Here is a 24,387-nt window from a genome sequence, read left to right as displayed (position 1 = left end):
AAATGCGGTCGTTCATTCTGATTGCTCTAGCCGGCGCTGCGGCTCAGCTTGTCGACGGCGGCATTGGCATGGGCTTCGGCGTAACCTCCACGACCATGCTGCTTTTGGCTGGTCTTGGGCCGGCACAAGCCTCTGCGGTGGTGCACACGGCGGAACTCGGAACGACGCTGGTATCAGGCATTAGCCATTGGCGCTTTGGAAACGTGCATTGGCCAACGGTATTCAAGCTCGGACTGCCCGGGGCGCTCGCGGCCTTTCTGGGGGCGAGCGTGTTGTCTAATATCTCGACTGCGGCTGCGGCGCCGATAACCGCGTTAATTCTTGTAGGCATTGGAACCAACCTCGTGTGGCGTTTCGCGCGCCTGCAAAAGAAGCCTTCGGCCTATCGCAGCAAGCATTCCGCAGGATTTCTAGCAGGTCTAGGGATAGTCGGCGGATTCGTCGATGCCACGGGCGGTGGTGGATGGGGTCCGATATCCACCTCGACGATGATGGCGATTGGTAAAGAGCAGCCGCGGCGCATCGTGGGAACCGTTAATACGGCGGAATTCCTGGTGACTTTCGGTGCGACTGCCGGGTTCCTGGTGGGGTTGTGGAATGACATTGTGGCTAATTTGGCAGCGGTGATTGCGCTGCTGGTTGGCGGGGCGGTTACGGCACCGATTGCCGCTTGGTTGATTTCGCGTGTTAACCCGGTGGTGCTGGGCGGTGTTGTCGGAACTGCAATTGTGGCGCTGAACATCGGCAAGGTGATAAGCGGTGCTGAAACCTACGTCGGTTGGGCCATCGCGCCTTGGCGCGTGGTGGCTGTGCAGATCCTCGTGGCCGTAGCGGGAGTGGCCGCCACGGCGATTGGTGCTTTGCGCGCACGTGCGGCGCGCGCTGCTGAACAAGCTGCCGAGGAGGCAGAGCACGAAGCGCATGCGGCATTTCACGTTGTGGTGCCACACCGCCCGCGCGGGGGTCGCGGCTTCAAGGTGGTGGCGCAAACTGCCCCGGAGCCCAGCCGTGCCGCGGAGTACTCGCCGCTGCAGGCGAACTAAGCCAGGTGGCGGTTACTGCGCATCCTGGCTGTTTAGCCCGGCGACCTCGCCGATGACGAAGACCGCGGGCGGAGCAACCTGCTCTTTCCTGACAGTCTCCGCGAGGTCCCCGAGGACGCACTTGTAGACCCTTTCGCTGGCCATTGTGCCCTCCTGGATGATGGCCACAGGCGTCGATGTGCAACGACCGCCATTGATAAGGGCCTGGGCGATGGCTGCAGAATTCTTCACGCCCATGATGATGCTGAGCGTAGCCCCCGATTGCGCTAGCGCTTGCCAATCCACCAAAGACTTGGCGTGGCCTGGCGGCAGGTGGCCGGAAACTACTGTGAATGCATGCACGATGCCGCGTTGGGTGACGGGCACGCCTGCCAAAGCAGGAACCGAGATGGCGGAGGTAACGCCAGGGACTACTTCCACCGGAATGGACGCGGCGGTAAGTGCCTGCAGCTCCTCAAAACCGCGGCCGAAGACATACGGGTCGCCACCTTTCAAGCGGGCTACTTTCCGGCCGGCAAGCGCATGCTCGATGAGGAGCTCGTTGATCTTTTCTTGGGAGGTTTGGCGCTTATACGGCAGCTTGGAGACATCGATGAGCTCTTTGCTTGCAACGTCGCACAGCTTGTCCAGCTGCTGCACTGGACCCAGGTGATCCGCCAAGATAATCTCCGCTTCCTGCAAGGCGTGCATTCCACGTACCGTGATGAGGTCCCACGCGCCGGGGCCGCCACCAATCAAAACGACGGGGTGAATCTGCGGACTTTCTGCTGCAACCATGCTGGTTGATTCTAGTTGAGGTATTTCACCTCACGTGCAAAAAGGGATTATATACCTGGGGTTTTATTCATAATTGGCTGGGGAAGTTCTAATTAGTACTACTGCGTGTCCGAGGGCCAGACTATGCTCGGCGGCATGGATAGTGCTTACTATGATGGCGCAGCTTATGACCCAGAAACCGTGCGTTATTTCGACGTCGCTCATGAAGGAGCCCAAATCAGGGTCTTAGGCGGTGCTATCTCGCAGCTGGCCGGCCTTTTGGGCGGGGCTAAACCGCGCTGCCTGGTCATTTTGCCTACTGATCAGATAGCCCGCGCGGCTGCCTATACAGCGGTAGGGCTGGCCGAGCCAGCGCGCATTCCGTTGGTGGTGGCGGAATCACTCCCGCACTTTGTTGGTGCCTTGGATGTCGTCGTGGTGGTAGGTGAGCGTGCGGAGTGTGACTGGGCCTCCCGTGCACTTATTGCTGCGGATAAAAGGGGAGCCGCTACTGTACTGGTCGGGCCCTCGCGCGGTCCGCTCGTGGAGGACGCTCCCGAGTCCACCTTTGTGGCACCCACTTTGCCCACGGCGGAGGGAGCCTCGCCGGCTCGGTTCATCGCCGCGCTGTATGCGGTGGCTGCGGTCCTCGAAGAAGAAGGAGAGCTCGTAGCCCGCAGGTTGGAGGAAGCCGCCGACGCAGTGGACCGCGAGCTGGAGGCGCTTAGCCCAGAGCATGATTCCGCAACTAACCCCGGCCGCGAGCTGCGGGAATTTGTGGAGGGCGCGAGGGTTATTCATTCCTGCGGCGTCGACCCATATTCCTGGTCAGAGGAGCGTTCCGGAGTATTTATCAATGCCCTGGTTGCCCGCATGGCCGCCGCGGTTTGGGCTGCGCATGGTCTGGGCGGTACTTTTGTTGACCCTGAGGCGTTGCCACATATTTTGGAGCGCGCACAGCAAAGAGGTGGAACAGCGGTGCGTGACATATTCTTTGACCCGCAGATAGACGCGCCAGAAGAAGAAAATGCTTTGGTACCATTGAAAATTGTTTTGTGGGGAGAGGAAGAGGCGAACCTTCCCCATTCAATCGCTGAATCGAGCAATGATCCTGAACCCACCTTAGGGGAATTGGCGCGCGCTCTTCAGCTCATTACGCGCAGCTATGCCGCGACCGCCTACGAGATTTCTTAAAAGAAGGAAGCAATACAAATGCAGCTGCTCAATAGCGCAACCCGCAACTACTCCTGGGGCTCAAGGACCATGATTCCTGTGCTTAAAGGTGAGCCCGCGAGCGATACCCCGGTAGCCGAGCTCTGGTTCGGCGCGCATCCGGGGGACCCTTCGACCGTTGATGGCCAGCGTCTCGACGAGGTTATTGCAGCCGCTCCGGCGGAGCAGTTGGGCAAGCGCGTGCAGCAAGATTATGGCAAGCGCCTGCCTTTCTTGTTGAAGATATTGGCCGCCGCAGAGCCGCTGTCTTTGCAGGCGCACCCCTCTAAGGCGCAGGCGGAAGAGGGCTTTGCCCGCGAAAATGAGCAGGGTATCGAGGTAAGCGCCACGAACCGCAACTACAAGGATGACAACCACAAGCCGGAGCTCATAGTGGCACTCACTGAGTTCTACGCCATGGCTGGCTTTCGGCCCCTCGAGCGCACGCTGGAGCTGCTGAAGGCTTTGGAATGCCCTGAGCTCGAGCACTACCTGAACATGCTCCTGCCGGAGGCCGCTGCGGAGTCGGAAAACTTGCGCGCGCTGTTTACCACTTGGATCACTATCCCGGCTACAAAGCGTAAGGAGCTCATCGCGGCAATCGTCGAGGCTGGTGAAAAGCTGATCTCGCGCCTTGAAGCAGAACCAGCGGATTCCACGGATTCGGCTGCGGCGTGGATGGCACGCGATATGCGCACAGTCATCAGCCTGAATGAGCAATACCCAGGTGACATCGGTGTCTTGGGAGCGCTGTTGCTCAACCACGTGGTCTTGCAGCCCGGCGAGGCTGTGTACCTCAACGCCGGCGCGCTGCACGCTTATGTCTCGGGCCTTGGCGTGGAGATCATGGCGAACTCCGACAACGTCCTGCGCGGCGGCCTGACCCCGAAGTTCGTGGATGTTCCGGAATTGGTCAAGGTCCTCACTTATGAAAGCGTGGATGATCCGCGCGTGCAGCAAAAAGAGAAGAGCGTAGAAGAAACCCTGCACGGCGCAAAGGCTTGGTCCTATCCGGTGCCGATCGATGAATTCATCTTGGACCGCGTAGAGCTCTGCGCAGACGATACCGTTGAGCTGAACTTCGATGGTCCGGCTATTGCGCTGTGCACTGGTGGGGAAGTGGAGCTGCGTGACAACGAAGGCCAAGAGCTCAAGCTGCAGCCGGGGCGGGCGGCATGGCTGCCAGCAGCAGAGGAGACCGTGGTGGCGCGGGTTGCAGCGGGCGAGGCGAGCCAGCTCTTTATCGCTCGCGTATAAGGCCTGTTAGGAGACCTGTAGCGTCACCGCTAAACGGCCCCGACTTCGGGTGGCCGGCTTAACTGCCCTGTGCGGCGCTGGCTATTGCGCGGGCGATAGCCAGATCCTCCCAGGCCATTCCGGTGAACTTGAACACGATGGGGCGTTCGCGAGTTATTTCAACGTCGCCGCGAATTACCTCCGCCATAGAAACTACATCCTTGCGCTCAATAAACCCTTCGGCCTCTGCCTGAATGACATCGCCGCCTTCGATGAACGTGGCATCTAAATCTTCGACGATAACCGTGGAAGCGCCCACCAGTTCGCCGCTAAGCTCGCGTGCGTCCGGAGTGTGCGAACCCAGTGCGACGATGATGGCGTCAGCGCGGACGTCGCCAAGCGTAACGAGCGGCTCCGGGGAGCTCGTGGCCGTGATGATTAATTCGGCCGCGGCGATGGCTTTTTGCGCCTTAACGCTTTCGGCTTTCGCCCAATGCTCAGCAACGTGGTTTTCCTCCGGCTGGCTGCGGCTAACGAAGGTCACCTCAAGCTCGCGCCCATGCAGACAATCGCGCAGGGTTGCCTCATGATGCTGGCCTTGCGGGCCCGTGCCGAAGATGACAACGCGCAGCGGCTCGTTCGCCGTGGCTGAAGCGTTGCCGGGGCCTTCCAGAAAATCGACAATTGTGGCAACCGAAACCGCGGGAGTGCGCAAATTGGTCACCGCTTGACCATCGAGCAGTTGCGCTGGGGCTAGTGTTTCGGGGTCAAAGAGGACATAAATTCCCTTAATGCGTGGCAAATCAGGGCGGTAGCCCGCTTCCGTAAGCGAAAGCAACTTGATGCCGAAGCCCAACTCGGAAGACGCCGCGGGCATCATCAAGAAGCTACCGTGATCGACCGCGAGGGAGCTGCGGACAGGATCCCCACCGGGGCGGAACCCTGCCTGCACGATGGAGCGCAGGGCTTCAACTGCTTGGGTTGGGCGAAAGGAGCCGTAGATCTCTTCAGCGCTTAGGAAATCGATTTGCATGGGGTGTATTCCTTATCCGCCCAGCGGAGCAATTAGAAAGCAGCTTTATGGGGCAGTAGTTGGGGCCTCGGCGAGGTTAGTTGCCTGACCTGCGGCCGTAGTCGCGCCGGTGGTCGGCGCTTCCGTTGGGGTAGGAGATTAGCCGGTTGGATCGGAGGTATCGACGGCTTCGGTCATGTTGGTGTCCTCGACATCAACAGCAGTCGGCTCCTTAAAAGTATCTGCATAGGTCGGCTCGGAGCTTGGCTGCGGGGCATCGACGGTATCGCCACTGCCTCCAGAAACTGGCGCTGTATCGGTGGCAGGAGCTTCCGTGCCGTTCATCTTGCCTGGGGTGGCTTCGCCCGAAGGGGAAGGTTCGACGGGCTGAGCTACCGTGGGCTGGCCGGAGTCGGAATCCCCGTGCTTTGGACGGACGGTTTCAGTCAGGCTTGGCTGCGTGTTGTTTGGTGCAGAAGCTTGGCTGGTTGGCTGTTGCGCAGTTGCCTGCGTAGAAGTGGTTGGTGCAGCAGTGCCGGGGGCGCTGTTAGAAGGCTCCTGTGGGTAGCCCGTTGCGTAGGTGCCGTTGGCATTCTGTTGCGCGGTGGCGTGGGACTGGGAGGAGAGGTTCTCCGGGCGGTAAACCGACGTGGGGCCAGTGTTAGAGGTGCTGCCGGTAAAGGCGTTTGGGGCCAAGAATGGGTCATTCTTGAGTGCCGCCGCGCGTTTGTGGGAAGAGTTGCCCTTGTGGCTCTTGCTGCTGTGCTTCGAGTGGGGGCGGCTGCTCGTGGTGGTGGTTTGCGAGGTGCGCTTGCTTTGCGATTCGGTCTCGCCAACTTGGGTTACAGACTCGCTGGTGCTGTGCGACGCCTCGGTGTCAGGCGTGGAAACGCGCCAGACACCGTAGCCTACGAACAACGCGAAAAGGAGACCGAGGGCGATAAAGACATACACGCGACGTGCATCGGGCTTCATCGTGAGCTCCTTTCCTGCTCAAGCCATCTATGAGGGGTTCTACGGGGAATGGCTTAGTTTTAACCGTTACAATTATGGACTTTAAAGAAATAGCTTCCGACCAGCGGGGATGCGGGCTAGAAACCGATATGTGTAACAACTCGGTAACGACCATATCATGGAGGAGCATTTAGTGGAATAGGCATCTTACGTGTAGCCAATGTAGAAGGAAGTTTCCTTGAAAGAGTATTTCGGAAATTGGTTTAGCTAGTTCGGTTTCTGCTTCGCGGTGCGCAGCCGGAGAAACTTTGCGTCCTACACGGCAAAAGTGCCTGTCCGTCGGGACTGAATTGGCGCTTGACCTTTGTTTCCGCGCTCAGGCTAAAGCGTGATGATTCTCTCTGTGGTTTTTAACGTATAAATTGACTGTGGCAACGCACTGACAAAAGCGGCGGCAGCGGCTAGATATAGAAGTAAACATCGCGGGAAGATTTCTCCCCTTCATCAACTGTCTGCCCGCGGTGGAGGCCACCAGTAGTAGAACTTTCGCGTTATATCAAAGGAGAAGGCAATGAGCGCTTGGGACGAAGACATCTTTGCAGATGACGTCAACGTTGATTTCCTGGATGAACTCGCCAACCTTGATGACGAGGACATCGTTGAGTCTGTATCTGATGCTTGTGCCTTGGCTACGAATGGCAATTCCGTATCTGAAGAGGAACAGCGCAATGCGCTAGCGGCCGCGACCATCGCCGCAATCTGGGCCGGTGCGCCGTTTAGCGCCGGTGAAATTGTTTCTTCCTATCCGTTTATCCGTGAACTTGCCGGCTCCGGCAGCGAAGAGCTCAACGAGCAGGCTCTAGAATTGTTGGAGGGCGTGGAAGAAGATTATGACCTCGAAGCATTCATTGAGGCTTTGTCCTAATAATGCTGGTTAGCATCGAAGGAATTGACGGTGCGGGCAAGAACACGCTCGTAAACAGGATTAAAGGCGAGCTTTCTGTGGAAGTCGATGTCTTGGGCTTTCCGCGCTATGAAGAATCCGTGCACGCGCAGCTGGCCCAAGAGGCTCTCTACGGCCGGATGGGGGACTTAACGGATTCCGCCTATGCCATGGCTACCCTCTTTGCTCTTGACAGGTTTGGCGCAAAAGACCGCCTGTTGGAAGCGCAAGAGGGCAAAGAACTGCTGATTTTGGACCGTTACGTGGCCTCAAACGCCGCCTACTCGGCCGCGCGCTTGGGTACCGATGAGGTCATAGACTGGGTCTACGATCTTGAGTTTTCGCGTTTGGGGCTGCCTAAGCCCAGCCTGCAGATCTTTCTCGACACCGACGTCGAGCTCGCCGCAGCTCGTGCCGAGGCACGGGCAGCCGAGGACGCCAGCCGTGCCCGTGACCGTTATGAAAAAGACAGTGATCTACAGTCGAACACTGCGGCGGCGTATCGTCGATTAGCGGAACGTGCGTGGGGCGGACGCTGGATCGCCACCGCTGATACCGATATGATTGTGCAATCTGTCAAGGAACTCGTAGAGGAGTAGGAAAATGGCGCCGAAGATTCTGGTCGTTGACGATGATCCAGCCATCTCGGAAATGTTGACCATCGTTCTTGAGGCAGAAGGCTTCGAGCCCATCGCTGTTACTGACGGCAATGAAGCAGTTTCTGCTTTCCACGAACACGAGCCAGAGCTCATCCTGCTTGACCTCATGCTGCCGGGCATGAATGGTGTTGATATTTGCCGAGCCATCCGCTCGGAGTCTGCAGTTCCTATCGTTATGCTCACCGCGAAGACGGACACTGTCGACGTGGTGCTTGGCTTGGAGTCTGGCGCTGATGATTACATCACCAAGCCCTTCAAGCCGAAGGAGCTGGTTGCGCGTATTCGTGCGCGCCTGCGCCGCACCGACTCTTCCTCCAGCGAGCTCATCGAGGTCGGCGACCTAGTCATCGACGTCCCGGAACATACCGTCAAGCGCGTCGACGGCGAGGAGCTTTCCCTTACCCCGCTTGAATTCGACTTGCTGCTTGAGATGGCTCGCAAGCCTGGCCAGGTGCACACCCGTGAAGCGCTGCTGGAGTCCGTCTGGGGCTACCGCCATGCTTCTGATACCCGTCTTGTCAATGTGCACGTGCAGCGTCTGCGCGCCAAGATCGAGCACGATCCGGAAGACCCGCAGATCGTCCTGACCGTCCGTGGCGTTGGCTATAAGACCGGCAAGACTGGCACCGGCGAATAAAGAGGACCCGCAGTTATTTTTGATTGGTTTAAGCGTCTGCAGGATGGCGTTGTAGACAAGTGGCGCACATCGCTGCAGACAAGGGTCATCGGCATGATCCTCGTGGCATCCACGGTGGTCATGCTCTTGTTGGCATACGCGCTTGTCTCGGTGCTGACGCAGCGTTTGGTCAGTCAAAAAGAAGATGCAGCCCGCCAGGAGCTCGATCGCGCGCGCACCACCGTGGAGCAGCAAATCGATGCTACTGGCAGCGCCAACTCGAACCAGGTGCGCATCAATTCCGCACGTTCTTCTCTCGGCCAGCTATCGGCTGATCACAACGAGCACCAAGAAACCTATGAAGCTGTTATCGCCGTAGAAAACGACGATAACTCTCTTACTACCTCTCCTGAGGGCTTCCGCTTGCCCAATGAATTACGGGACTTGGTGTCTAACGGCCAGGTGGCGCAGCAATACACCAGCGTGGATCACCCCGGCGGCGATCCTTATAATGCCTTGATTATTGGCACCCCTATCGATTCCGATATTCCAAACGCCCAGGTTTATCTGGTGCTGTCGATGGAGTCTGAGGAAGCCACAATGGCTCTCATGCGCGGTTTGCTTTCGGCAGCCGGCGTGGTGGTTGTCGTGTTGCTGGTCGGCATCGCTTGGCTGGCAACGCAGCAGGTCATCGTTCCCATTCGTTCCGCATCCCGCATTGCGCAACGCCTCGCGGCAGGCCACTTGCGCGAGCGAATGGTGGTCAACTCTGATGATGAGATGGGCCGTCTGGCGGGCTCTTTCAACGACATGGCCGACAAGCTTTCAAAGCAGATCAACCAGCTTGAGGAATATGGCGATCTCCAGCGCCAATTTACTTCAGACGTCTCCCATGAGCTGCGCACTCCGTTGACCACGGTACGCATGGCGGCGGACCTCATCGCTGCTGATCCGGATTCCCTTGAACCGCATACTCGCCGCGCATCTGCGCTGATGATTCGCGAGCTTGATCGCTTCGAGGAATTGCTCGCCGACCTGCTGGAAATCTCGCGCCATGATGCGGGCGTGGCTGACCTTTCCACGGCCTCATTCGACGCCCGCTCCTGTGTTGACTCTGCGCTGGCACAGGTTCAGCATCTGGCAGAGGAATTAAACGTCGACGTGCAGGTTAATATGCCGGATGAGCCCGTCACTATCGAGGCGGATTCGCGCCGCATTGAGCGTATTCTGCGTAATCTTTTGGCCAACGCTATCGACCACTCTGAGGGAAATCCCGTGGTCGTCGATATGCAGGCAAATGATCAAGCGGTGGGCATCGCGGTGACCGACTCTGGCGTGGGCCTGAAGGACGGTCAAGAAGAGCTCGTATTCAACCGTTTCTGGCGTGCAGATGCTTCGCGTAAGCGCCATTCAGGTGGTACCGGTTTGGGCTTGGCCATCGCCCGCGAGGATGCGGTCTTGCACGGCGGTACGCTCGATGCCATCGGTTATATCGGCGTCGGTTCGCGCTTCCGCCTCATCGTGCCGCGCGTGCCGAACACGGCCATCGAAGAGCAGCCGATTGCCCTTGAGGTCCCCAATGCCCCGCAGCCGGAACCGGAAACGGCAGAGGTAATGGAGCAAGAAGATGTCGGCATCATCTGGCCTTCGGAGCGCCGTGCGCGTGAGTTCGTGGAGCTGGAGTCCGCGGTGCTTGACGACGCCCCGGAACCTGGCCCTGAATCCAGCGGTGATCGCTCTGGTAGCGTCGCCGAAAGCGAGGTAGCGCACCTGGATAAGGATGTGCAAGACGACGAGAAGGAGCAGCGATGAATAGTCCCAACTCGTCTAGGACTACGCAGTGGAAAAACCAGGCGCGGCAGTGTCTAGCGCTGTTTAGTGGCTTTTTCTTGTTCTCGGCTGCCGGCTGCTCGACGCTGCCGAATAACACTGCGCCCGAAGTCATCGCCACCTTTGCACCGCAAGCCGATCCGCAAGTGGAAATCATGTCCCCGAAGCAGGGCGCGGATGCAGACTTGGTACTGCGTGAATTCTACAAAGCCTCTGGAAAGCCGGCCAATGATTATCAATCCACCCGCAACTTCCTAACACCGGACGCTCAAGAGCAATGGACGCCGAAAGAAGCCGTGGATGTGGTGGACTCTATCGACATCTTGACCACGGATAATGGCCTGGACCATAAAACCTTCGAAGTCAGTGGAAAACATATCGGTACTTTGAGCCCTAACGGTGCTTATACCCCGAGTGGACGCGATTATTCAGCCACCGTGCAAATGCAGAAGGTGGACGGGCAGTGGCGTATCCAAGATTTTCCGCCCAAGTTGGTCATTGAACGCAATGACTTGCGTAATAATTACCGGCCAATTTCGCTTTATTTCTTGGGGCAGTCGGGCGAATCGCTCGTTTCGGATAGGCGCTGGATCTACACCGGCCAGCAATCCATCGACAGCGAAATTGTCACCTTGTTGTTGGAAGGCCCCAATACTGATCTGCGTCCGGCGACTACAGATCTAACGCCAACTTCGGCGACGTTCTTGGGATATGAAAACGGCACTTACAACTTCGGCGGGTTGAGCTCGATGAGCAAGGACGAGCGTTTCCGCTTTGCCGCGGCGCTGACATGGACGTTAAACAACGCCGGTGTCTCTACCACCGTTAAAGCTACGGCGGATGGCAGCCCTCTCGTTGATGGCTTGGACGTGATGACCGTCGACGATTTTGCCGAATTCAACCCGGGAAATCTGGTCAGCTCTGACACCCAGCTTTTCGCCGTCAACAACGGAGCCTTGTTTGAAGTTGCAGGTGACCAGGTGGAGCCAGCCAATAGCGTTTTGGGCAGGGGCTCAGATGTCCAGTCTGCGGATATTTCCAAGGAAGGAATCGTAGCCGCAATACGTAAGAAGTCCTCCGATGAATATCAATTGAGCATGGGAGAGCTAGGCGTAAAGCTGGAGGATGACCTGAAGGCTAAGACGCTGGCGCGTCCGACCTTTGAGGCAAATGGCCAGAGCGTTTGGACTGTTGTGGATGGCAAGAAAGTTGTTCGCGTATCCCGCTCGGCGAAGGGCGAACTACATCAATCTGAAATTGATGCCTCTAGCCTGGATAGCATTCAGGGCGAGATTTCTGTTATCCGCCTCTCAGCTACCGGAGCACGCGTTGCGATGATTATTGAGGGCAACGTCTACGTCGGCGTCGTCGTGCGCGGAAAAAACCGTAAGTACTCAATCGTTAATGCGCATCGCGTGAGCCAAGAGATTCAAAATACCGCACTTTCGCTGGATTGGATGAGCGACGGCGGATTGATGGTGGGCACAGATAGCGTGAACTCCCCGGTATGGCGCATCGAACAGGATGGCTCTTCTGCAACGACTTTGGCAACGGGTAACGTGACCGCACCGGTGGTAGCAGTTGCAGCTTCTCCAACGAAGCTTTACATCACCGACTCTCACGCATTGCTGGAACTGCCAGCCGAAAGCACCGACAACACTTTCTGGCGCGAGGTTGCCGGCCTGCAGGGGCAGCGTTCTTCACCTATCGTTGCCAAGTAAAAGCGCCTTATACAAGTTAGGTGGCACCAGTGGGTAAGCAATGGGATTCGCGCGTTTTGGCACAGCGTGCGGCGGCCTTGTTCGAAATAGTTGTTCCGCATCAGTGTGCCGGATGCGGGGGAGAGCTAGAGGCTGCAGCACAGCTATGTGCGCGTTGCCAGCTGCATTTGCGGGCGCTGCCGCAACAGATTGCTAGGCCAGTCCCATTGGGGATGCCGGTATGGGCGCTCGGGCCCTATTCGGACGTGCGGCGAAACCTCATCGTGGCCATGAAGGAGCGGGGCAACCGCAAAGTGCGCAGCCATGTGGCAGCAGTATATGCCGCAGGCATTGAGCATTTGCGGGCGCGCGGCGAGATTCCGGAGGAATTAGTGCTGGTGCCAGCCCCTACGCGGCGTTCTTCGGCGCGGGCACGCGGTGGCGACCCGGTAGCGCAGATTTGCGTGCAGGTGGCCAAGACCTTGCCGCGGGTAAGCGTATGCGAGGCATTGGAAGTCCGGGAGTCAGCGGCTGATCAATCCGAGCTTTCTGCAACTCAACGCTGGGACAATATGCGCGCAGCGGTGCAGGTCAGGCCTGCTGCAAGCCGGATCGTAGGACGACGATTGCTGCTTGTCGACGACGTGGTAACCACCGGCGCAACTTTGGTGGCCAGCGCCAGCCGTCTGCGGGGCAGCGGGGGAGTCCCTGATGGGGCAATCGTACTGGCAGAAGCTTAGATTCGGTTGGTTGCAGGGGTAATTCCGGCCCTATTGGTCCCCTTGGTTATGACCAGTGCTACCATGAAGAGTGTCACAGGGAAGCAGATAAAGTGTCCCAAACCATCCGGTTTCTATTTTGGAAAGTCGCATCGGAAAGGGCCTTTCACCTGCGGAATGTGCAGTCATTCAGTCCCCACGAGATAAGGGAGGCAATTCAATGTCCCAGCCCACCAACGCTCAGGTCACCATCACCGGTCGTAACGTCGAGGTGCCAGACCACTTCCAAGAGCGCGTCACCGAAAAGCTGGCCAAGATTGAACGCCTTGACCCGACTCTGACTTTCTTCCACGTGGAGCTCCAGCACGAGCCGAACCCGCGTCGTGAAGCAGAGTCTGATCGCATCCAGATCACCGCAACGGGTAAGGGCCACATCGCTCGCGCTGAAGCAAAGGAAGATTCCTTCTACGCAGCGCTGGAAACCGCTTTGGCAAAGATGGAGCGTTCCCTGCGTAAGGTCAAGGTCCGCCGTGAGAACGTGAAGTCCGGTCACCGCGCGCAGAAGGGTACCGGCGAGCTGGCTGCTGAGATCGTTGCTGCTGCAGAGCACGAGCGCGCGAAGGAAGAGCGCTACATCGATCCCTATGCAGAAACCGTCGAGGACGTTCGCCCCGGCCAGATCGTCCGCTCCAAGGAGCACCCGGCTACCCCGATGAGCGTCGATGATGCTTTGAGCGAGATGGAGCTCGTGGGCCACGACTTCTACCTCTTCATCAACGAAGAAAACAACAAGCCATCTGTGGTCTACCGTCGTCATGCTTTCGACTACGGCATCATCTCCCTGTCGGAGGACGCAACTGAGGAGTAAACCCAACTCTTTTTAAGATTTAGCCCTTCCGCCGCGTTCGCTTAAGTCCCTGATTGTCGGGGCCTATGCGCCGCGGAGGAGGGGCTAAAGTTTTGCTGACGCACCGCAAACGTTCAGGGTTTCATAAGGTGGTCGGAATCAAGCGTTAACTACCCAGTGGGTACAATGACGAGAAGTTAACTATTTTGTCGCGACAAGAAGGACTATCTAGAAGTGTTTGGACTCTCCAAGCTGCTGCGCGCAGGCGAAGGACGCACCGTCAAGCGCCTAGCAAAGATGGCTGATGACGTTATTGCTCTCGATGCGGAGTACGCTGCGCTATCTGATGCAGAACTAAAGGCAAAGACCCAGGAATTCAAGGACCGCCTGGGGGCCGGCGAAGAGATGAATGACATTCTTCTCGAGGCTTTTGCCACCGTCCGTGAAGCCGCTTGGCGCGTGCTCGATCAGAAGCACTACAAGGTGCAGATCATGGGTGGCGCGGCGCTGCACTTCGGCAACGTTGCCGAGATGCGCACCGGTGAGGGCAAGACTCTGACCTCGCTGCTGCCGGCTTACCTCAATGCGCTTGAGGGCAAGGGCGTGCACATCGTTACCGTCAACGATTACTTGGCAAAGCGTGACGCCGAGATGATGGGTCGTGTGCACCGCTGGCTGGGCCTTAGCGTTGGCGTCATTCTTTCCGAGATGCGCCCTGCACAGCGCAAGGAAGCCTACGGCTGCGATATCACCTACGGCACCAACAACGAGCTGGGCTTTGACTATCTGCGCGATAACATGGTCCGCACGCTTGACGACGTCGTCCAGCGCGGCCATAACTTCTGCATCGTCGATGAGGTTGACTCCATTCTTATCGACGAAGCCCGTACCCCGCTTATCATCTCCGGCCCGGTGGACGGAACCTCCCAGTTCTACAACGTCTTCTCCCAGATTGCGCCGAAGATGCGCGAGGGCATCCACTACGAAGTGGACCACAAGAAGCGCACCATCGGTGTGCTCGAGGATGGCGTGGAATTCGTGGAGGACCAGCTGGGCATCGACAACCTCTATGCCCCAGAGCACTCGCAGCTCGTGTCTTACCTGAACAACGCGCTGAAGGCGAAGGAACTGTTTGCGCGCGATAAGGACTACATCGTGCGTAACGGTGAGGTCATGATCGTTGACTCTTTCACCGGCCGCGTGCTGGCAGGCCGTCGCTACAACGAGGGCATGCACCAGGCCATTGAGGCCAAGGAAAACGTGGAGATCAAGAACGAGAACCAGACTCTGGCGACCGTTACTCTGCAGAACTACTTCCGCCTGTACGAGAAGATTTCCGGCATGACCGGTACCGCAGAGACCGAGGCTGCCGAGCTGCACTCCATTTATGGTCTCGATGTTGTACCGATTCCGACGAACAAGCCGAACCAGCGTGTTGACCAGGCTGACCGCATCTACAAGACGCAGGAAGCAAAGTTCGCCGCAGTCGTCGATGACATTGCTGAGCACGTCGAGGCCGGTCAGCCGGTCCTGGTTGGTACCACCTCCGTTGAGCGCTCCGAGTACCTGTCCCAGCTTTTGACCAAGCGTGGCGTCAAGCACTCAGTCCTTAACGCGAAGCACCACGAGGAAGAGGGCCAGATTGTCGCCCGCGCCGGTCGCCCTGGCACCGTAACCGTTGCTACCAACATGGCAGGCCGTGGTACCGATATCGTGCTGGGTGGCAACCCCGAGGTCATTCTGGACGAGAAGCTGCGTGAGCGCGGCCTCGATCCTTTCGAGGATGAAGAGCGTTACCAGGAGGCATGGGACGCTGAGATTGACGAGGAGCGTGAGCGTTCCAAGCGCCTGGGTGACGAGGTCCGTGAGGCAGGCGGCCTTTATGTTCTAGGCACCGAGCGCCACGAATCCCGCCGTATCGACAACCAGCTGCGTGGCCGTTCCGGCCGTCAGGGCGATCCAGGTGAGACCCGCTTCTACCTTTCGATGCGTGATGAGCTGATGGTTCGCTTCGTGGGCCAGTCCATGGAGAACATGATGAACCGCCTGAACGTGCCTGACGATGTCCCGATCGAGGCGAAGATGGTGTCCAACTCCATCAAGGGCGCCCAGGCACAGGTGGAGAACCAGAACTTCGAAATGCGTAAGAACGTTCTGAAGTATGACGAAGTGCTCAACGAGCAGCGCAAGGTTGTCTACGCGACCCGCCACGACATCTTGGATTCTGGCGACATCAAGGACAACATCCGCGACATGATCGATGACACCGTGTCGGCTTATGTTGCCGGCGCTACTGCCACCGGCTACGTCGAGGACTGGGACTTGGACGAGCTGTGGAATGCTCTGGAGTCTCTCTATGGCCCGACTATGAGCCACGAGTCCTTGGTGGAGGGCACCGAGTACGGTTCTGCCGGCGAGCTAAGCGCAGAGCAGCTGCGCGATGCATTGTTAAGCGATGCTAACCACGAGTACGACGAACTCGAAGAGTCCGTTAGCGCTATCGGCGGCGAGTCCCAGATGCGCAACACCGAACGCATGGTCATCCTGCCTATTATCGACCAGAAGTGGCGTGAACACCTCTACGAGATGGACTACCTGAAGGAAGGCATCGGCTTGCGCGCGATGGCACAGCGCGATCCGCTGGTGGAGTACCAGAAGGAAGGCGGCGAGATGTTCAACGCCATGAATGAGGGCGTCAAGGAAGAGACCGTCCGCCAGCTGTTCATGCTCCGCAAGCAGTTCAAGGCGCAGCAGGAAGCGCAGGCAGCTTCCCCTGAAACCACCGAGGCTTAACGGATTTAAGCTCATTTGAAGCGTCTGGCCAAGAAATTGGTCAGGCGCTTTAAGTTTTATGCCAGTTTCCTATACTCTAGAAGGAAGCTAACAATAGATTTTCTTTTTCTAAGAAGGGTAACTCCGTGCGCAGTCGTTCACTCAGCCTGGGATTTTCGGCATTTTTGTCTGCCACGCTCCTGAGCGGAACCGCACAAGCCTACGGCGAGGTTGAGCAGGAACCGCGTTCCTGCCATGAGGCTGTTGTCGCTGCAGGCATGGAAGACTACTTTTCTGCTGCCGAAACCGAGAATCTCACGGTTGCAGAATGCGCAGAACGCATTGCAGAAGGAAAACCCAGTAAGACCCCCGAAGAACGCCCTGCCTTCGGCCAGATCGGCATGCTCTTCGGCGGCATCGCCTCTGTGATTGGTCTCGGCGTCGACGCATGGACCTCGGTGGATTGGACCGACATCCTTCTGCGCCTCGGTTCGCTTTAATATTTGGCCCTAAGTAGTTGGTGCGAGTCCTGCCCCCTTAATCCTAGATATTCAGGTTGTGGCCAAGGGAGAGCAAGCGGAACTCTTCTAGCCGATTGTGCTTGAAGGAGCCGGTAAAACCATGGTGTTTGCCGCCAATATCGGCTGAGCCAAAGAACTCACCGTTAGCACGGGCGTGCAGGCTTCGCAGCTGTGCGCGCAGCGGCCTATCGTGGGGTCGGTGATTGAGCGCCCAAGCGCGTAAATGCACTTTGATATCGCGGTTGTATTTATTGCCCGCTAGATGATGTAGTGGGCGCAGCCCGCCCGTAACCTCCAGTGCGAAGATGACAAGGTCGAGGATTTCCTTGCGGGCGGAAAGGTCTTCTTCCGTGGGCTTTCTCTCATAGCGCACTCGATCGGGCGCGGTATAGAGCTTGAGGTGGCTAAAACCGGGGATAGGTGAATACAACTTAAGTGAGCCTTCCTGCAGGTCATACAGGAGGCGAACGCACCCACCATTGTGCCACGTGGCGTCGGAAAGCGCTGGCTCCTGTGAGAATACTGAAAGGGGTGGGCGCGATATTTTTTATTTTTAGATATACTTTCGTCCGTCAAAAAGCACACCCGCTCTTTTAGTATTAAGGAAGTTTAAATGCGCGGTCTTATCGTAGATTTCGTTGGTGTCTTGGACGGCACCGAGGAAGACGTCAAGCGCTGGCGTTCCCTGTTCGCTGCAGCCAAGGCTAACGGCGTAGCGACCGCCATCCTGTCTAATGATCCAGGTGGCCCAGGCGCAGAGCATATCCGCGAGTGGGAATACCGCGGCATCGTTGATGCGGTCATTCTTTCCGGCGAAATTGGGGCAGAAAAGCCTGAGTTGGCTGCCTTCCAGGCTGCGGCGGATGCCATCGAGCTGCCAATCAATGACTGCGTCATGGTCGATGACTCCATTCTCAACGTACGTGCTGCCGTTGATTTCGGAATGCTCGGCATGCTGTATACCGTCTTCGACCGCACCAGCGTCGAGGTCCAGGCTGTATTCGACATCGAGGGTGAGTTCTAAGTGGCTAAGGTGCGCGTTTATCTGCCAGCGACCTTCGCTATGCTCAGCGAGCTTAAGGAGACCGGCCAGTTGGCCGCACGCTCCGGTTGGGGCTTTACCGTGACCCCAGCGCTGCGCGAGTTCTACACCGAGGGCGATGAAGAAGAGATTGCCTACTCCGCCTTCCTGGAAGCCTCCATGGCATCCCTTCGCCTGCTCGCCATTGGCGACGAGGAGAATTTCCCGCATCGTCGCGTAGTTATTTCGGTAGACGTTGACGAGTCCGTGTTAACTCCCCAGCCTGACATGGGTGATCCGGTAGTCAAGCTGAATCCTGCAGTCATTACGGAGGAAAACCTGCAGGCTATCCACGTGGACGTGGAAGAGTCTGAGGAAGCTACCGCGAAGGCCATCGAGGTCATCGATAACGCCGATCTTGGTGACGAAGACGCGGAGCTGGCCGTAGGAGACGCCCTGGATAACTTTATGGCGTTCTACGACCCATCTGAGCTGCCCTTCTTGGTGGAGCTGCTCTAATTTTCCCAATCGACGTTGGTGCGCAGCGCTTCGAGCAGCTTGCGCACCGCGTCACGACGGCGGGCGGAGGCTGAGCCTTCGGGGATTTTCAGATCCAGCCCGCATTCTGGATCGGCTGGGGGACCGACGTGCGTGCAGCCGCGTGGGCAATATTCTGTTGCCGCGGCTAGATCTTCAAAGACACCGAGGACTGTATCGGCGTCGACATGCGCTAGGCCAAAGGAACGGATGCCTGGGGTATCGATAATCCAGCCGCCGTCTGCACAAAGCTCTTCTGGCAGCGGAAGAGCGACGGATTGCGTGGAGGTATGGCGTCCCTTGCCCACGGCGGAGACCTCACCGGTCTCGCGCTTAGCGTCGGGAACCAAGCGATTAACGAGCGTGGATTTACCTACGCCGGAGTGCCCGATAAGGGCCGTGACGTGGCCATTTATCACATCACGCACTTGGTCCAAGGAGTCATCGACGCCCGCCTCGACGACGGTGACGTCAAGATCTGCGAATTCGGCAGCAAAAGGTGTCGGGTCAGTGAGATCGGTCTTGGTCAGACAGAGCACTGGGTGCACGTTGCCGACGAAGGCGGCGATGAGTGCGCGCTCTACAAAGCCAGAGCGTGGGGGAGGATCCGCTACTGCGGTGACGATGAGCATGCGGTCGGCGTTGGCGACGACGATGCGCTCATAAGGATCCGTATCGTCGGCAGTGCGGCGCAAAACAGAAGTGCGCTCCGCAAGCTTGACGATGCGTGCGAGGGTGTCCTTGCGCCCGCTGGTATCACCGACGACGCCGACTCGGTCACCGACCTCGACCGGGGTGCGGCCCATCTCGCGTGCACGCATGGCGACGACCTGCGGTCCCTCGTCGAGCGCTACGCCCCAGCGGCCGCGGTCTTTGGTCACCACCATGCCGAATTTGGCGTCCTTGTGCTTGGGGCGGTCCTTTGTACGCGGACGCGAGCCCTTACCGGGGCGGATACGTACGTCGGATTCGTCGTATGAGCGTGCACTTCTAGCCACGGGCGGCCTCCAGCATTTCTTCCCACATTCCCGCAAAGCCAGGAAGTGTTTTCGCAGTGGTGTTGATGTCTTCTACTTCCACGCCTTTAACGCGCAGCCCGATGATGGCGCCGGCGGTTGCCATGCGGTGGTCCGCGTAGGAATTCCACTTCCCGCCGTGGAGCTGCGCCGGTTCGATATAGAGGCCGTCGGAAAGCTCCGTGACCTTGCCACCTAGGGCGTTGATTTCGGTTGCGAGCGCTGTCAGACGGTCTGTTTCGTGGCCGCGCAGGTGAGCGATGCCGTTAAGACGCGAGGGCGAGGAAGCAAGCGCACACAGGGCAGCGACGGTAGGCGTGAGCTCGCCGATATCGCCCATGTGCTTTTCGATGCCATGCAGGTCGCCGTCCGCGGCACCGATGACGGTGACGGAATCTTCTGTTTGTTCCACGTGGGCGCCCATGGCTTGCAGGATCTCGCACATCTCAGCGCCCGGCTGGGTCGTGTGCTGTGGCCACTGCGGGATGGTTACGCGACCGCCAGCAACCGCTGCTGCGGCCATGAACGGAGTGGCGTTGGAGAGATCGGGCTCGATGTTCCATTCCCCGCCGGCGATGGGGCCGGGGCTAACGCGCCAGGTATTGTTACTTTCTTCGACTTCGACGCCGGCTTGGCGCAGCATCGCACAGGTCATCTCGATATGCGGCAGGGAAGGAAGCGGGCCGCCTTCGTGGGTGACGGTGATGCCTTCCCTAAAGCGCGCGCCCGAAAGCAAGAGCCCGGAGACGAACTGGGAGGAACCGGAGGCGTCGATAGTCACTGCGCCGCCTACTGGAACTGACGTGGACGAGATGGCAAAGGGCAGGCCCTCGCCCTCGACCTCAACGCCGAGGCTGCGCAGTGCGGAAAGCATCGTGCCCATTGGGCGCTTGCGTGCTTGCGGGTCACCGTCGATGCGGACAGGGCCATTGGCTAGTGCTGCGACGGGTGGGACAAAGCGCATGACCGTTCCTGCGAGACCGCACTCGACGGTGGCGCCGTGCAGCGGGCCCGGATTGACGTGGACGTCGTTGCCTTCGTGGCGGAAGGCAACGCCCATGGACTCAAGCGCTGCCTCCATAAGACGCGTATCGCGTGACTGCAACGGATTGCGCAGGATAGATGGAGAGTCAGCCAACGCTGCCAGAATATAGGCGCGGTTAGTGATCGACTTCGACCCTGGAATGGGTTGTTCCCAATCCAGTGGGCCGGTGGCACGCGGGGCTGACCAATACAAAGACATGTAGTCCATAATATAAGTTCATGTGCGGAAGATTTGTTTTGTTCAGCGAGTCTTTACTCGCCGCGGTTGGCGACTGGCCAGGTATTGAGGAGGTCCACGCCCCACAAGGGCTGCCGCCGGCGCGTTATAACATCGCCCCGACACAGCCGATTGCCGTGGTGCGTGTACAGGAATCCGTAGCACGTGTGGAGCCAGCACGCTGGGGTCTTATCCCACATTGGAAGAAGGACCTAAACGGTCCGCCGCTTTTTAACGCGCGTGCCGAAACCGTGGCGACTAAGCCTTCGTTCCGCGAGGCTTTCGCACGCAATCGCTGCATCATTCCGTTGGATGGCTACTACGAATGGAAAGCTGACGTTTCAAGCCCAGGCGGTGGAACCAAGGCCAAGGGCAAGGGCAAGAAGACGCCCTATTACGTCACCGGCCCAGAGGGCATGCTCTTTGCTGCCGGGCTGTGGTCCTCGGGCCAAGACAGGCTTTCAGCCACGATGATTACCACCGAAGCCACCGAAGAAATGGCGTGGCTGCACGGCCGCCTGCCTAAGTTCCTGCGGCAGGAGGAAATCGGGCCATGGCTGGCAGGCGAGCCTTTGCTCGAGCCAAGCACCGTCACCGGTTTTCAGGCGCGGCCCGCGGATCCAGCCGTGGGCAACGTGCGTAACGACTATGCCGAGCTTATTGCAGAACAACCCTCGGAAGGGCTGTTCTAGAACGATGGTTGCGCCAACTACTGCGCGACCAGGTCGGTGAAAGTGATATCGAGAACCTTGGCTAAGTCCTCCGCATTCATTTCGATGTCGAGGCCACGGCGCCCGCCGGAGAAAAAGATGGTGTCGAAGAGGACAGCCGTTTCATCAATTGCGGTGGGAAGAACGTGCTTTTGGCCTAGCGGAGAGATTCCGCCTGGAATATAGCCGGAGGATTTCGAGGCATCCTGAGGATCGGCCATCGTCGCCTTCGCCGCACCGAATGCCGCGGCCGCCTTCTTTAGGCTGAGCTTGTGTGAGACTGGCAACACGCAAACCGCTAATTCCCGCTTGGCGCCTTTGCCCGCGGTGAGATCGACCACCAGAGTCTTGAATACGCGATCAGCATCGATGCCTAGTTCCGCTGCGGCAGTGTCGCCGAAATGATCCGTACCGCCCTCGAAGATTGCCACCTTATGTGGGATTCCCGCCTCTTCCAAGAGCTTTAAAGCTGGGGTAGCGGCATGCGGAGTTTTCTTGGACTTGGACATAAGCCGCATTTTAGTAGCCGCGTCATGCCAACCCATTAGGATGGGATACGTGGCTACAAAAACTACTAGCGCTAAGGACAGTCAGCGCCTCTTTGAGGAGCAAGCACTGCCTTTACTCGACCAACTCTACGGTGGAGCCATGCGTCTTACGCGCAACCCGCAGGACGCCGAAGACTTGATTCAAGAGACCTATCTGAAGGCTTATAAGAATTTTGGCTCCTTCAAGCAAGGCACCAACCTCAAAGCTTGGCTCTACCGAATCATGACCAATACCTACATCAACTCCTATCGCAAGGCGAAGCGCCGCCCGGCGGAATCTTCAGCAGATGATTTGAGCGATTTTCAGCTCTATACAACTGCCGGCCATGATTCGACCGGCCTGGAATCGGCCGAAGTTGAAGCATTGAAGTTGATGCCGGATTCCGCGATCTCCGAGGCTATGAATGATTTGCCGGAGGATTATCGCATGGTTGTCTATTACGCCGACGTCGTAGGCCTGGCGTACAAGGAAATCGCAGAAATTATGGACACTCCACTTGGCACGGTCATGAGCCGGCTACATCGTGGAAGAAAACTCCTTCGTGGCGCGTTGAAAGACGTGGCTAGAGAAGAAGGCATCGGTCTCAACCACCCAGACATGGAGGAGAAGCAATGAGCAACGCTACAGGAAACAATTGCGGCGCATGTAATTCTCCTGAGGTCCAGGCACTGTTTTGCGAGCTATTGGATGAGCGCACAAGCTATGCGCGTGCGCTAGAAATCCGTGAACATATTGCCCAGTGCGACGAATGCCAAGCACGGCTTGAAAGCGAAGAAGTGGTTCGTGCGCTCGTTCGCAAGTGTTGTTCTGGCACCAAAGCGCCACAGTCGCTGCGTCAGCGCATCACCATCGAAATAACTCGTACCGAGGTTCGCTGGAATTAAAATCCAAAGGTAGATTCAGCAGCTTATTTTAGATACAGCAAAAGGCTCGCCTTCCTTCAATGAAGGGAGAGCGAGCCTTTGTCGTGCTGCTTATTTATGCGCTAGGACGCTTGCCGTGATTTGCACTCTTCTTACGGCGATCCTTGCGCTTACGACCACGCTTAGACATGGGCGGCCTCCTTGCTAATAGGTGAGCGGATAAATTACTTACCCACTGACTTTAGTGGCTGGATCAGCCGGTGGGAAATCGGGTTAGGTCAGCGGAGAATTAGGGGAGTGAAATTTAAACGGTAACGCGTGCGCGGCCGCGGCCGCGGTTGCGGCGGCGCTTGAGAGCGCGGCGCTCTTCCTCAGACATACCGCCCCAGACGCCGGCATCCTGGCCGGACTCCAGTGCCCACTTCAGGCAAGCGGAGGAAACTGGGCAGCGGTTGCAAACCAGCTTGGCCTTTGCGATCTGGGTAAGTGCAGGGCCGGAGTTGCCTACTGGGAAGAACAGCTCTGGGTCTTCGTCGCGGCAAACAGCTTCGTGGCGCCAATCCATGATTGAAATCTCCTAACAAAATTTAGACAGCATGACAGGTCTCTGCGGTCCACAAATGCGGACTACAGCAATTAACAGGGGTGGGAGTGAACCGGTCTGCACTCAGTGGGGCCCTGTCTCGAGTTAGGGCCAGCGTCGGCACCGCCATGATTCACTTTGTGTTCACTTGGATGTTTTTCCAAGTTTTGGACTGCTTAAACAGCCCGTTGTTTTTGCTACTTGAGAATCATGACATGTTTACCTCCATCCCGCTAGGGTTAAGAGATAAATTGTGGCAAAGATCACTGACTTTCATGCAAGTGAACGGCGAAAAATGGCGCCCTTCTTCCTGCAAGAAAGCTGGCAATAATTAGTTTACCTGCCACTTTGGGTGATTTTAGGTGAGTGTGGTGACTTGGATCCCGTCAAATCTACTTCTGGACAGATGCCCCCGATGCGCATCCGCGTCGAAAGTTAAGGGCGCGTATTGGCAGTACTTGTTTCCACGCGTTATCAAATCCGCGCGCCGTAACGGCATGACAATGCGTCTCATGCTTTAAACAGGTGAGTAGACTGTGGCGCGTGACTGAGAAGAATTCGAAGAAGAACACTGCCAAAAAGTTTGAAAAAAGCGCCGCGGCGAATTCGGGCGCGCCGCGCTCGGTGCTGATTGCTGCGGGCATTGCCATCGTGCAGTCCGTGGCTGTTATTGCCTTCGGCCTCTTCCTCATTATCCGTGAATTGAAGGGTGCTGAGAACGCTTCGATGGTCTCTGAGGCAGGCGCTTCCAACTTCGTTGGTTTCGGCACCGCTGTCTTCATCTTCATCGTGTTCGGCTTTGTGATTATCGGTGCCCTAGCCTTTGTAAAGGGTAAGCGCTGGGGCAGGGGAGCAGTGGTCCTCGTCGAGATCATCCTTGCCGCGAGCTCTTTCCAGATGTTTAGCGGCGGCGCTGCGGTGCTGGGTGTTATCACTCTTGCCAGCGCTCTTGCCGCGCTGTATTTCGTGATGGTCGTGCCGGACTCCGCGAAGTGGGCCGAGGCCAACTTTCGTGGCTAGCTAGGGC

General features: G+C 57.8%; 27 protein-coding genes. 18 read left to right on the top strand and 9 right to left on the bottom strand.

Annotated features, from left to right (window positions below; translation table 11 throughout):
* Nucleotides 1-2: 2 nt before the first annotated feature.
* Complete coding sequence (locus WM42_RS03375) at nt 3-1,043, top strand: sulfite exporter TauE/SafE family protein (RefSeq protein WP_062035680.1); 1,041 nt, start codon at nt 3-5, stop codon at nt 1,041-1,043.
* A gap of 12 nt (nt 1,044-1,055) precedes the next feature.
* Here WM42_RS03375 and cobA read toward each other — a convergent pair whose 3' ends face one another.
* Entirely contained in the window at nt 1,056-1,820 is a 765-nt protein-coding gene (gene cobA / locus WM42_RS03370) for a uroporphyrinogen-III C-methyltransferase (protein ID WP_062035679.1), read from the bottom strand.
* 135 nt (nt 1,821-1,955) lie between these two features.
* Between cobA and WM42_RS03365 the strand changes: the two genes are divergently transcribed.
* Together WM42_RS03365 and manA are read left to right on the top strand one after the other, a co-directional pair.
* Nucleotides 1,956-2,993 (top strand): hypothetical protein, encoded by a 1,038-nt coding sequence (locus WM42_RS03365; RefSeq protein ID WP_062039099.1) that lies wholly within the window; start codon nt 1,956-1,958, stop codon nt 2,991-2,993.
* A gap of 18 nt (nt 2,994-3,011) precedes the next feature.
* Complete coding sequence (gene manA / locus WM42_RS03360) at nt 3,012-4,268, top strand: mannose-6-phosphate isomerase, class I (RefSeq protein ID WP_062035678.1); 1,257 nt, start codon at nt 3,012-3,014, stop codon at nt 4,266-4,268.
* 58 nt (nt 4,269-4,326) lie between these two features.
* Here manA and WM42_RS03355 read toward each other — a convergent pair whose 3' ends face one another.
* Both WM42_RS03355 and WM42_RS03350 read right to left on the bottom strand, forming a co-directional pair.
* Complete coding sequence (locus tag WM42_RS03355; protein WP_062035677.1) at nt 4,327-5,280, bottom strand: ornithine cyclodeaminase family protein; 954 nt, start codon at nt 5,278-5,280, stop codon at nt 4,327-4,329.
* Between the two features lie 138 nt (nt 5,281-5,418).
* Nucleotides 5,419-6,234 (bottom strand): hypothetical protein, encoded by an 816-nt coding sequence (locus WM42_RS03350; RefSeq protein WP_062035676.1) that lies wholly within the window; start codon nt 6,232-6,234, stop codon nt 5,419-5,421.
* 550 nt (nt 6,235-6,784) lie between these two features.
* Between WM42_RS03350 and WM42_RS03345 the strand changes: the two genes are divergently transcribed.
* From WM42_RS03345 to WM42_RS03305, 9 genes are all read left to right on the top strand, one after another.
* A complete protein-coding gene (locus WM42_RS03345; RefSeq protein ID WP_062035675.1) occupies nt 6,785-7,138 on the top strand; it encodes a DUF4259 domain-containing protein in 354 nt (117 codons plus the stop codon).
* Nucleotides 7,139-7,140: 2 nt separating this feature from the next.
* Nucleotides 7,141-7,755 (top strand): dTMP kinase, encoded by a 615-nt coding sequence (locus tag WM42_RS03340; protein WP_062035674.1) that lies wholly within the window; start codon nt 7,141-7,143, stop codon nt 7,753-7,755.
* Between the two features lie 4 nt (nt 7,756-7,759).
* Nucleotides 7,760-8,452 carry an MtrAB system response regulator MtrA gene (mtrA, locus tag WM42_RS03335; protein ID WP_062035673.1) on the top strand — a complete coding sequence of 231 codons (693 nt, stop codon included), beginning with the start codon at nt 7,760-7,762 and terminating at the stop codon, nt 8,450-8,452.
* 93 nt (nt 8,453-8,545) lie between these two features.
* Nucleotides 8,546-10,243, top strand: a complete 1,698-nt coding sequence (gene mtrB / locus WM42_RS03330) for an MtrAB system histidine kinase MtrB (protein WP_062035672.1) — start codon at nt 8,546-8,548, stop codon at nt 10,241-10,243.
* Nucleotides 10,240-11,982: an LpqB family beta-propeller domain-containing protein gene (locus WM42_RS03325; protein ID WP_062035671.1), complete on the top strand. Its 1,743-nt coding sequence runs from the start codon at nt 10,240-10,242 to the stop codon at nt 11,980-11,982. Before mtrB ends, WM42_RS03325 begins: the two co-directional genes overlap by 4 nt.
* 29 nt (nt 11,983-12,011) lie before the next feature.
* Nucleotides 12,012-12,701 (top strand): ComF family protein, encoded by a 690-nt coding sequence (locus tag WM42_RS03320; RefSeq protein ID WP_235591305.1) that lies wholly within the window; start codon nt 12,012-12,014, stop codon nt 12,699-12,701.
* A gap of 199 nt (nt 12,702-12,900) precedes the next feature.
* On the top strand, nt 12,901-13,548 hold the full coding sequence (hpf, locus tag WM42_RS03315; RefSeq protein ID WP_062035670.1) for a ribosome hibernation-promoting factor, HPF/YfiA family: 648 nt from the start codon (nt 12,901-12,903) through the stop codon (nt 13,546-13,548).
* Between the two features lie 213 nt (nt 13,549-13,761).
* The gene (gene secA / locus WM42_RS03310) at nt 13,762-16,320 is read left to right on the top strand and encodes a preprotein translocase subunit SecA (protein WP_061921008.1); all 2,559 of its coding nucleotides are present in this window, start codon (nt 13,762-13,764) and stop codon (nt 16,318-16,320) included.
* Between the two features lie 125 nt (nt 16,321-16,445).
* A complete protein-coding gene (locus tag WM42_RS03305) occupies nt 16,446-16,799 on the top strand; it encodes a hypothetical protein (RefSeq protein WP_062035669.1) in 354 nt (117 codons plus the stop codon).
* Between the two features lie 43 nt (nt 16,800-16,842).
* On the opposite strand, the gene WM42_RS03300 is transcribed toward WM42_RS03305, so the two are convergent.
* Nucleotides 16,843-17,250 carry a hypothetical protein gene (locus tag WM42_RS03300; RefSeq protein ID WP_061921012.1) on the bottom strand — a complete coding sequence of 136 codons (408 nt, stop codon included), beginning with the start codon at nt 17,248-17,250 and terminating at the stop codon, nt 16,843-16,845.
* 183 nt (nt 17,251-17,433) lie between these two features.
* On the opposite strand from WM42_RS03300, the gene WM42_RS03295 reads away from it, so the two are divergent.
* On the top strand, nt 17,434-17,844 hold the full coding sequence (locus WM42_RS03295) for an HAD-IA family hydrolase (protein WP_061921014.1): 411 nt from the start codon (nt 17,434-17,436) through the stop codon (nt 17,842-17,844).
* 9 nt (nt 17,845-17,853) lie between these two features.
* Entirely contained in the window at nt 17,854-18,360 is a 507-nt protein-coding gene (locus WM42_RS03290) for a DUF6912 family protein (protein ID WP_201040661.1), read from the top strand.
* Here the strand turns inward: WM42_RS03290 and rsgA are convergent.
* Nucleotides 18,357-19,376 carry a ribosome small subunit-dependent GTPase A gene (rsgA, locus tag WM42_RS03285; RefSeq protein WP_062035668.1) on the bottom strand — a complete coding sequence of 340 codons (1,020 nt, stop codon included), beginning with the start codon at nt 19,374-19,376 and terminating at the stop codon, nt 18,357-18,359. The genes WM42_RS03290 and rsgA overlap by 4 nt on opposite strands.
* Nucleotides 19,369-20,637 carry a 3-phosphoshikimate 1-carboxyvinyltransferase gene (aroA, locus tag WM42_RS03280; protein ID WP_235591304.1) on the bottom strand — a complete coding sequence of 423 codons (1,269 nt, stop codon included), beginning with the start codon at nt 20,635-20,637 and terminating at the stop codon, nt 19,369-19,371. Before aroA ends, rsgA begins: the two co-directional genes overlap by 8 nt.
* Before the next feature lie 20 nt (nt 20,638-20,657).
* Here aroA and WM42_RS03275 point away from each other — a divergent pair, with 20 nt between their 5' ends.
* Nucleotides 20,658-21,347 (top strand): SOS response-associated peptidase, encoded by a 690-nt coding sequence (locus tag WM42_RS03275; RefSeq protein WP_062035666.1) that lies wholly within the window; start codon nt 20,658-20,660, stop codon nt 21,345-21,347.
* Nucleotides 21,348-21,364: 17 nt separating this feature from the next.
* On the opposite strand, the gene ybaK is transcribed toward WM42_RS03275, so the two are convergent.
* Nucleotides 21,365-21,883 carry a Cys-tRNA(Pro) deacylase gene (ybaK, locus tag WM42_RS03270; RefSeq protein WP_082787625.1) on the bottom strand — a complete coding sequence of 173 codons (519 nt, stop codon included), beginning with the start codon at nt 21,881-21,883 and terminating at the stop codon, nt 21,365-21,367.
* 31 nt (nt 21,884-21,914) lie between these two features.
* Here ybaK and WM42_RS03265 point away from each other — a divergent pair, with 31 nt between their 5' ends.
* A complete protein-coding gene (locus tag WM42_RS03265) occupies nt 21,915-22,529 on the top strand; it encodes a sigma-70 family RNA polymerase sigma factor (RefSeq protein WP_062035664.1) in 615 nt (204 codons plus the stop codon).
* A complete protein-coding gene (gene rsrA, locus WM42_RS03260; protein WP_062035663.1) occupies nt 22,526-22,798 on the top strand; it encodes a mycothiol system anti-sigma-R factor in 273 nt (90 codons plus the stop codon). Before WM42_RS03265 ends, rsrA begins: the two co-directional genes overlap by 4 nt.
* A 94-nt stretch (nt 22,799-22,892) precedes the next feature.
* Here the strand turns inward: rsrA and WM42_RS13830 are convergent, their stop codons facing one another.
* Both WM42_RS13830 and WM42_RS03255 read right to left on the bottom strand, forming a co-directional pair.
* The gene (locus tag WM42_RS13830; RefSeq protein WP_096030696.1) at nt 22,893-22,967 is read right to left on the bottom strand and encodes a 50S ribosomal protein bL37; all 75 of its coding nucleotides are present in this window, start codon (nt 22,965-22,967) and stop codon (nt 22,893-22,895) included.
* A 114-nt stretch (nt 22,968-23,081) separates the two neighbouring features.
* Entirely contained in the window at nt 23,082-23,342 is a 261-nt protein-coding gene (locus WM42_RS03255) for a WhiB family transcriptional regulator (RefSeq protein ID WP_061921027.1), read from the bottom strand.
* Nucleotides 23,343-23,903: 561 nt separating this feature from the next.
* On the opposite strand from WM42_RS03255, the gene WM42_RS03250 reads away from it, so the two are divergent.
* Nucleotides 23,904-24,380 carry a hypothetical protein gene (locus WM42_RS03250; protein WP_062035662.1) on the top strand — a complete coding sequence of 159 codons (477 nt, stop codon included), beginning with the start codon at nt 23,904-23,906 and terminating at the stop codon, nt 24,378-24,380.
* Nucleotides 24,381-24,387: the final 7 nt, after the last annotated feature.

Origin of the sequence: Corynebacterium simulans, from assembly GCF_001586215.1 — a bacterium.
GTDB lineage: Bacteria > Actinomycetota > Actinomycetes > Mycobacteriales > Mycobacteriaceae > Corynebacterium > Corynebacterium simulans.
The sequence above is the reverse complement of the archived record's forward strand: the minus strand, read 5'-3'. Positions and strand labels throughout refer to the sequence as shown.

Bases quoted from the DNA above. Each gene is read 5' to 3' on its own strand.
- rsrA (WP_062035663.1), top strand. From the start codon at position 22,526: ATGAGCAACGCTACAGGAAACAATTGCGGCGCATGTAATTCTCCTGAG.
- WM42_RS03340 (WP_062035674.1), top strand. From the start codon at position 7,141: ATGCTGGTTAGCATCGAAGGAATTGACGGTGCGGGCAAGAACACGCTC.
- WM42_RS03345 (WP_062035675.1), top strand. From the start codon at position 6,785: ATGAGCGCTTGGGACGAAGACATCTTTGCAGATGACGTCAACGTTGAT.
- hpf (WP_062035670.1), top strand. From the start codon at position 12,901: ATGTCCCAGCCCACCAACGCTCAGGTCACCATCACCGGTCGTAACGTC.
- WM42_RS03275 (WP_062035666.1), top strand. From the start codon at position 20,658: ATGTGCGGAAGATTTGTTTTGTTCAGCGAGTCTTTACTCGCCGCGGTT.
- WM42_RS03355 (WP_062035677.1), bottom strand. From the start codon at position 5,280: ATGCAAATCGATTTCCTAAGCGCTGAAGAGATCTACGGCTCCTTTCGC.
- manA (WP_062035678.1), top strand. From the start codon at position 3,012: ATGCAGCTGCTCAATAGCGCAACCCGCAACTACTCCTGGGGCTCAAGG.
- WM42_RS03265 (WP_062035664.1), top strand. From the start codon at position 21,915: ATGGGATACGTGGCTACAAAAACTACTAGCGCTAAGGACAGTCAGCGC.
- aroA (WP_235591304.1), bottom strand. From the start codon at position 20,637: ATGTCTTTGTATTGGTCAGCCCCGCGTGCCACCGGCCCACTGGATTGG.
- WM42_RS03365 (WP_062039099.1), top strand. From the start codon at position 1,956: ATGGATAGTGCTTACTATGATGGCGCAGCTTATGACCCAGAAACCGTG.
- WM42_RS03325 (WP_062035671.1), top strand. From the start codon at position 10,240: ATGAATAGTCCCAACTCGTCTAGGACTACGCAGTGGAAAAACCAGGCG.
- ybaK (WP_082787625.1), bottom strand. From the start codon at position 21,883: ATGCGGCTTATGTCCAAGTCCAAGAAAACTCCGCATGCCGCTACCCCA.
- WM42_RS03375 (WP_062035680.1), top strand. From the start codon at position 3: ATGCGGTCGTTCATTCTGATTGCTCTAGCCGGCGCTGCGGCTCAGCTT.
- mtrB (WP_062035672.1), top strand. From the start codon at position 8,546: ATGATCCTCGTGGCATCCACGGTGGTCATGCTCTTGTTGGCATACGCG.
- WM42_RS03295 (WP_061921014.1), top strand. From the start codon at position 17,434: ATGCGCGGTCTTATCGTAGATTTCGTTGGTGTCTTGGACGGCACCGAG.
- mtrA (WP_062035673.1), top strand. From the start codon at position 7,760: ATGGCGCCGAAGATTCTGGTCGTTGACGATGATCCAGCCATCTCGGAA.
- WM42_RS03255 (WP_061921027.1), bottom strand. From the start codon at position 23,342: ATGGATTGGCGCCACGAAGCTGTTTGCCGCGACGAAGACCCAGAGCTG.
- cobA (WP_062035679.1), bottom strand. From the start codon at position 1,820: ATGGTTGCAGCAGAAAGTCCGCAGATTCACCCCGTCGTTTTGATTGGT.
- WM42_RS03350 (WP_062035676.1), bottom strand. From the start codon at position 6,234: ATGAAGCCCGATGCACGTCGCGTGTATGTCTTTATCGCCCTCGGTCTC.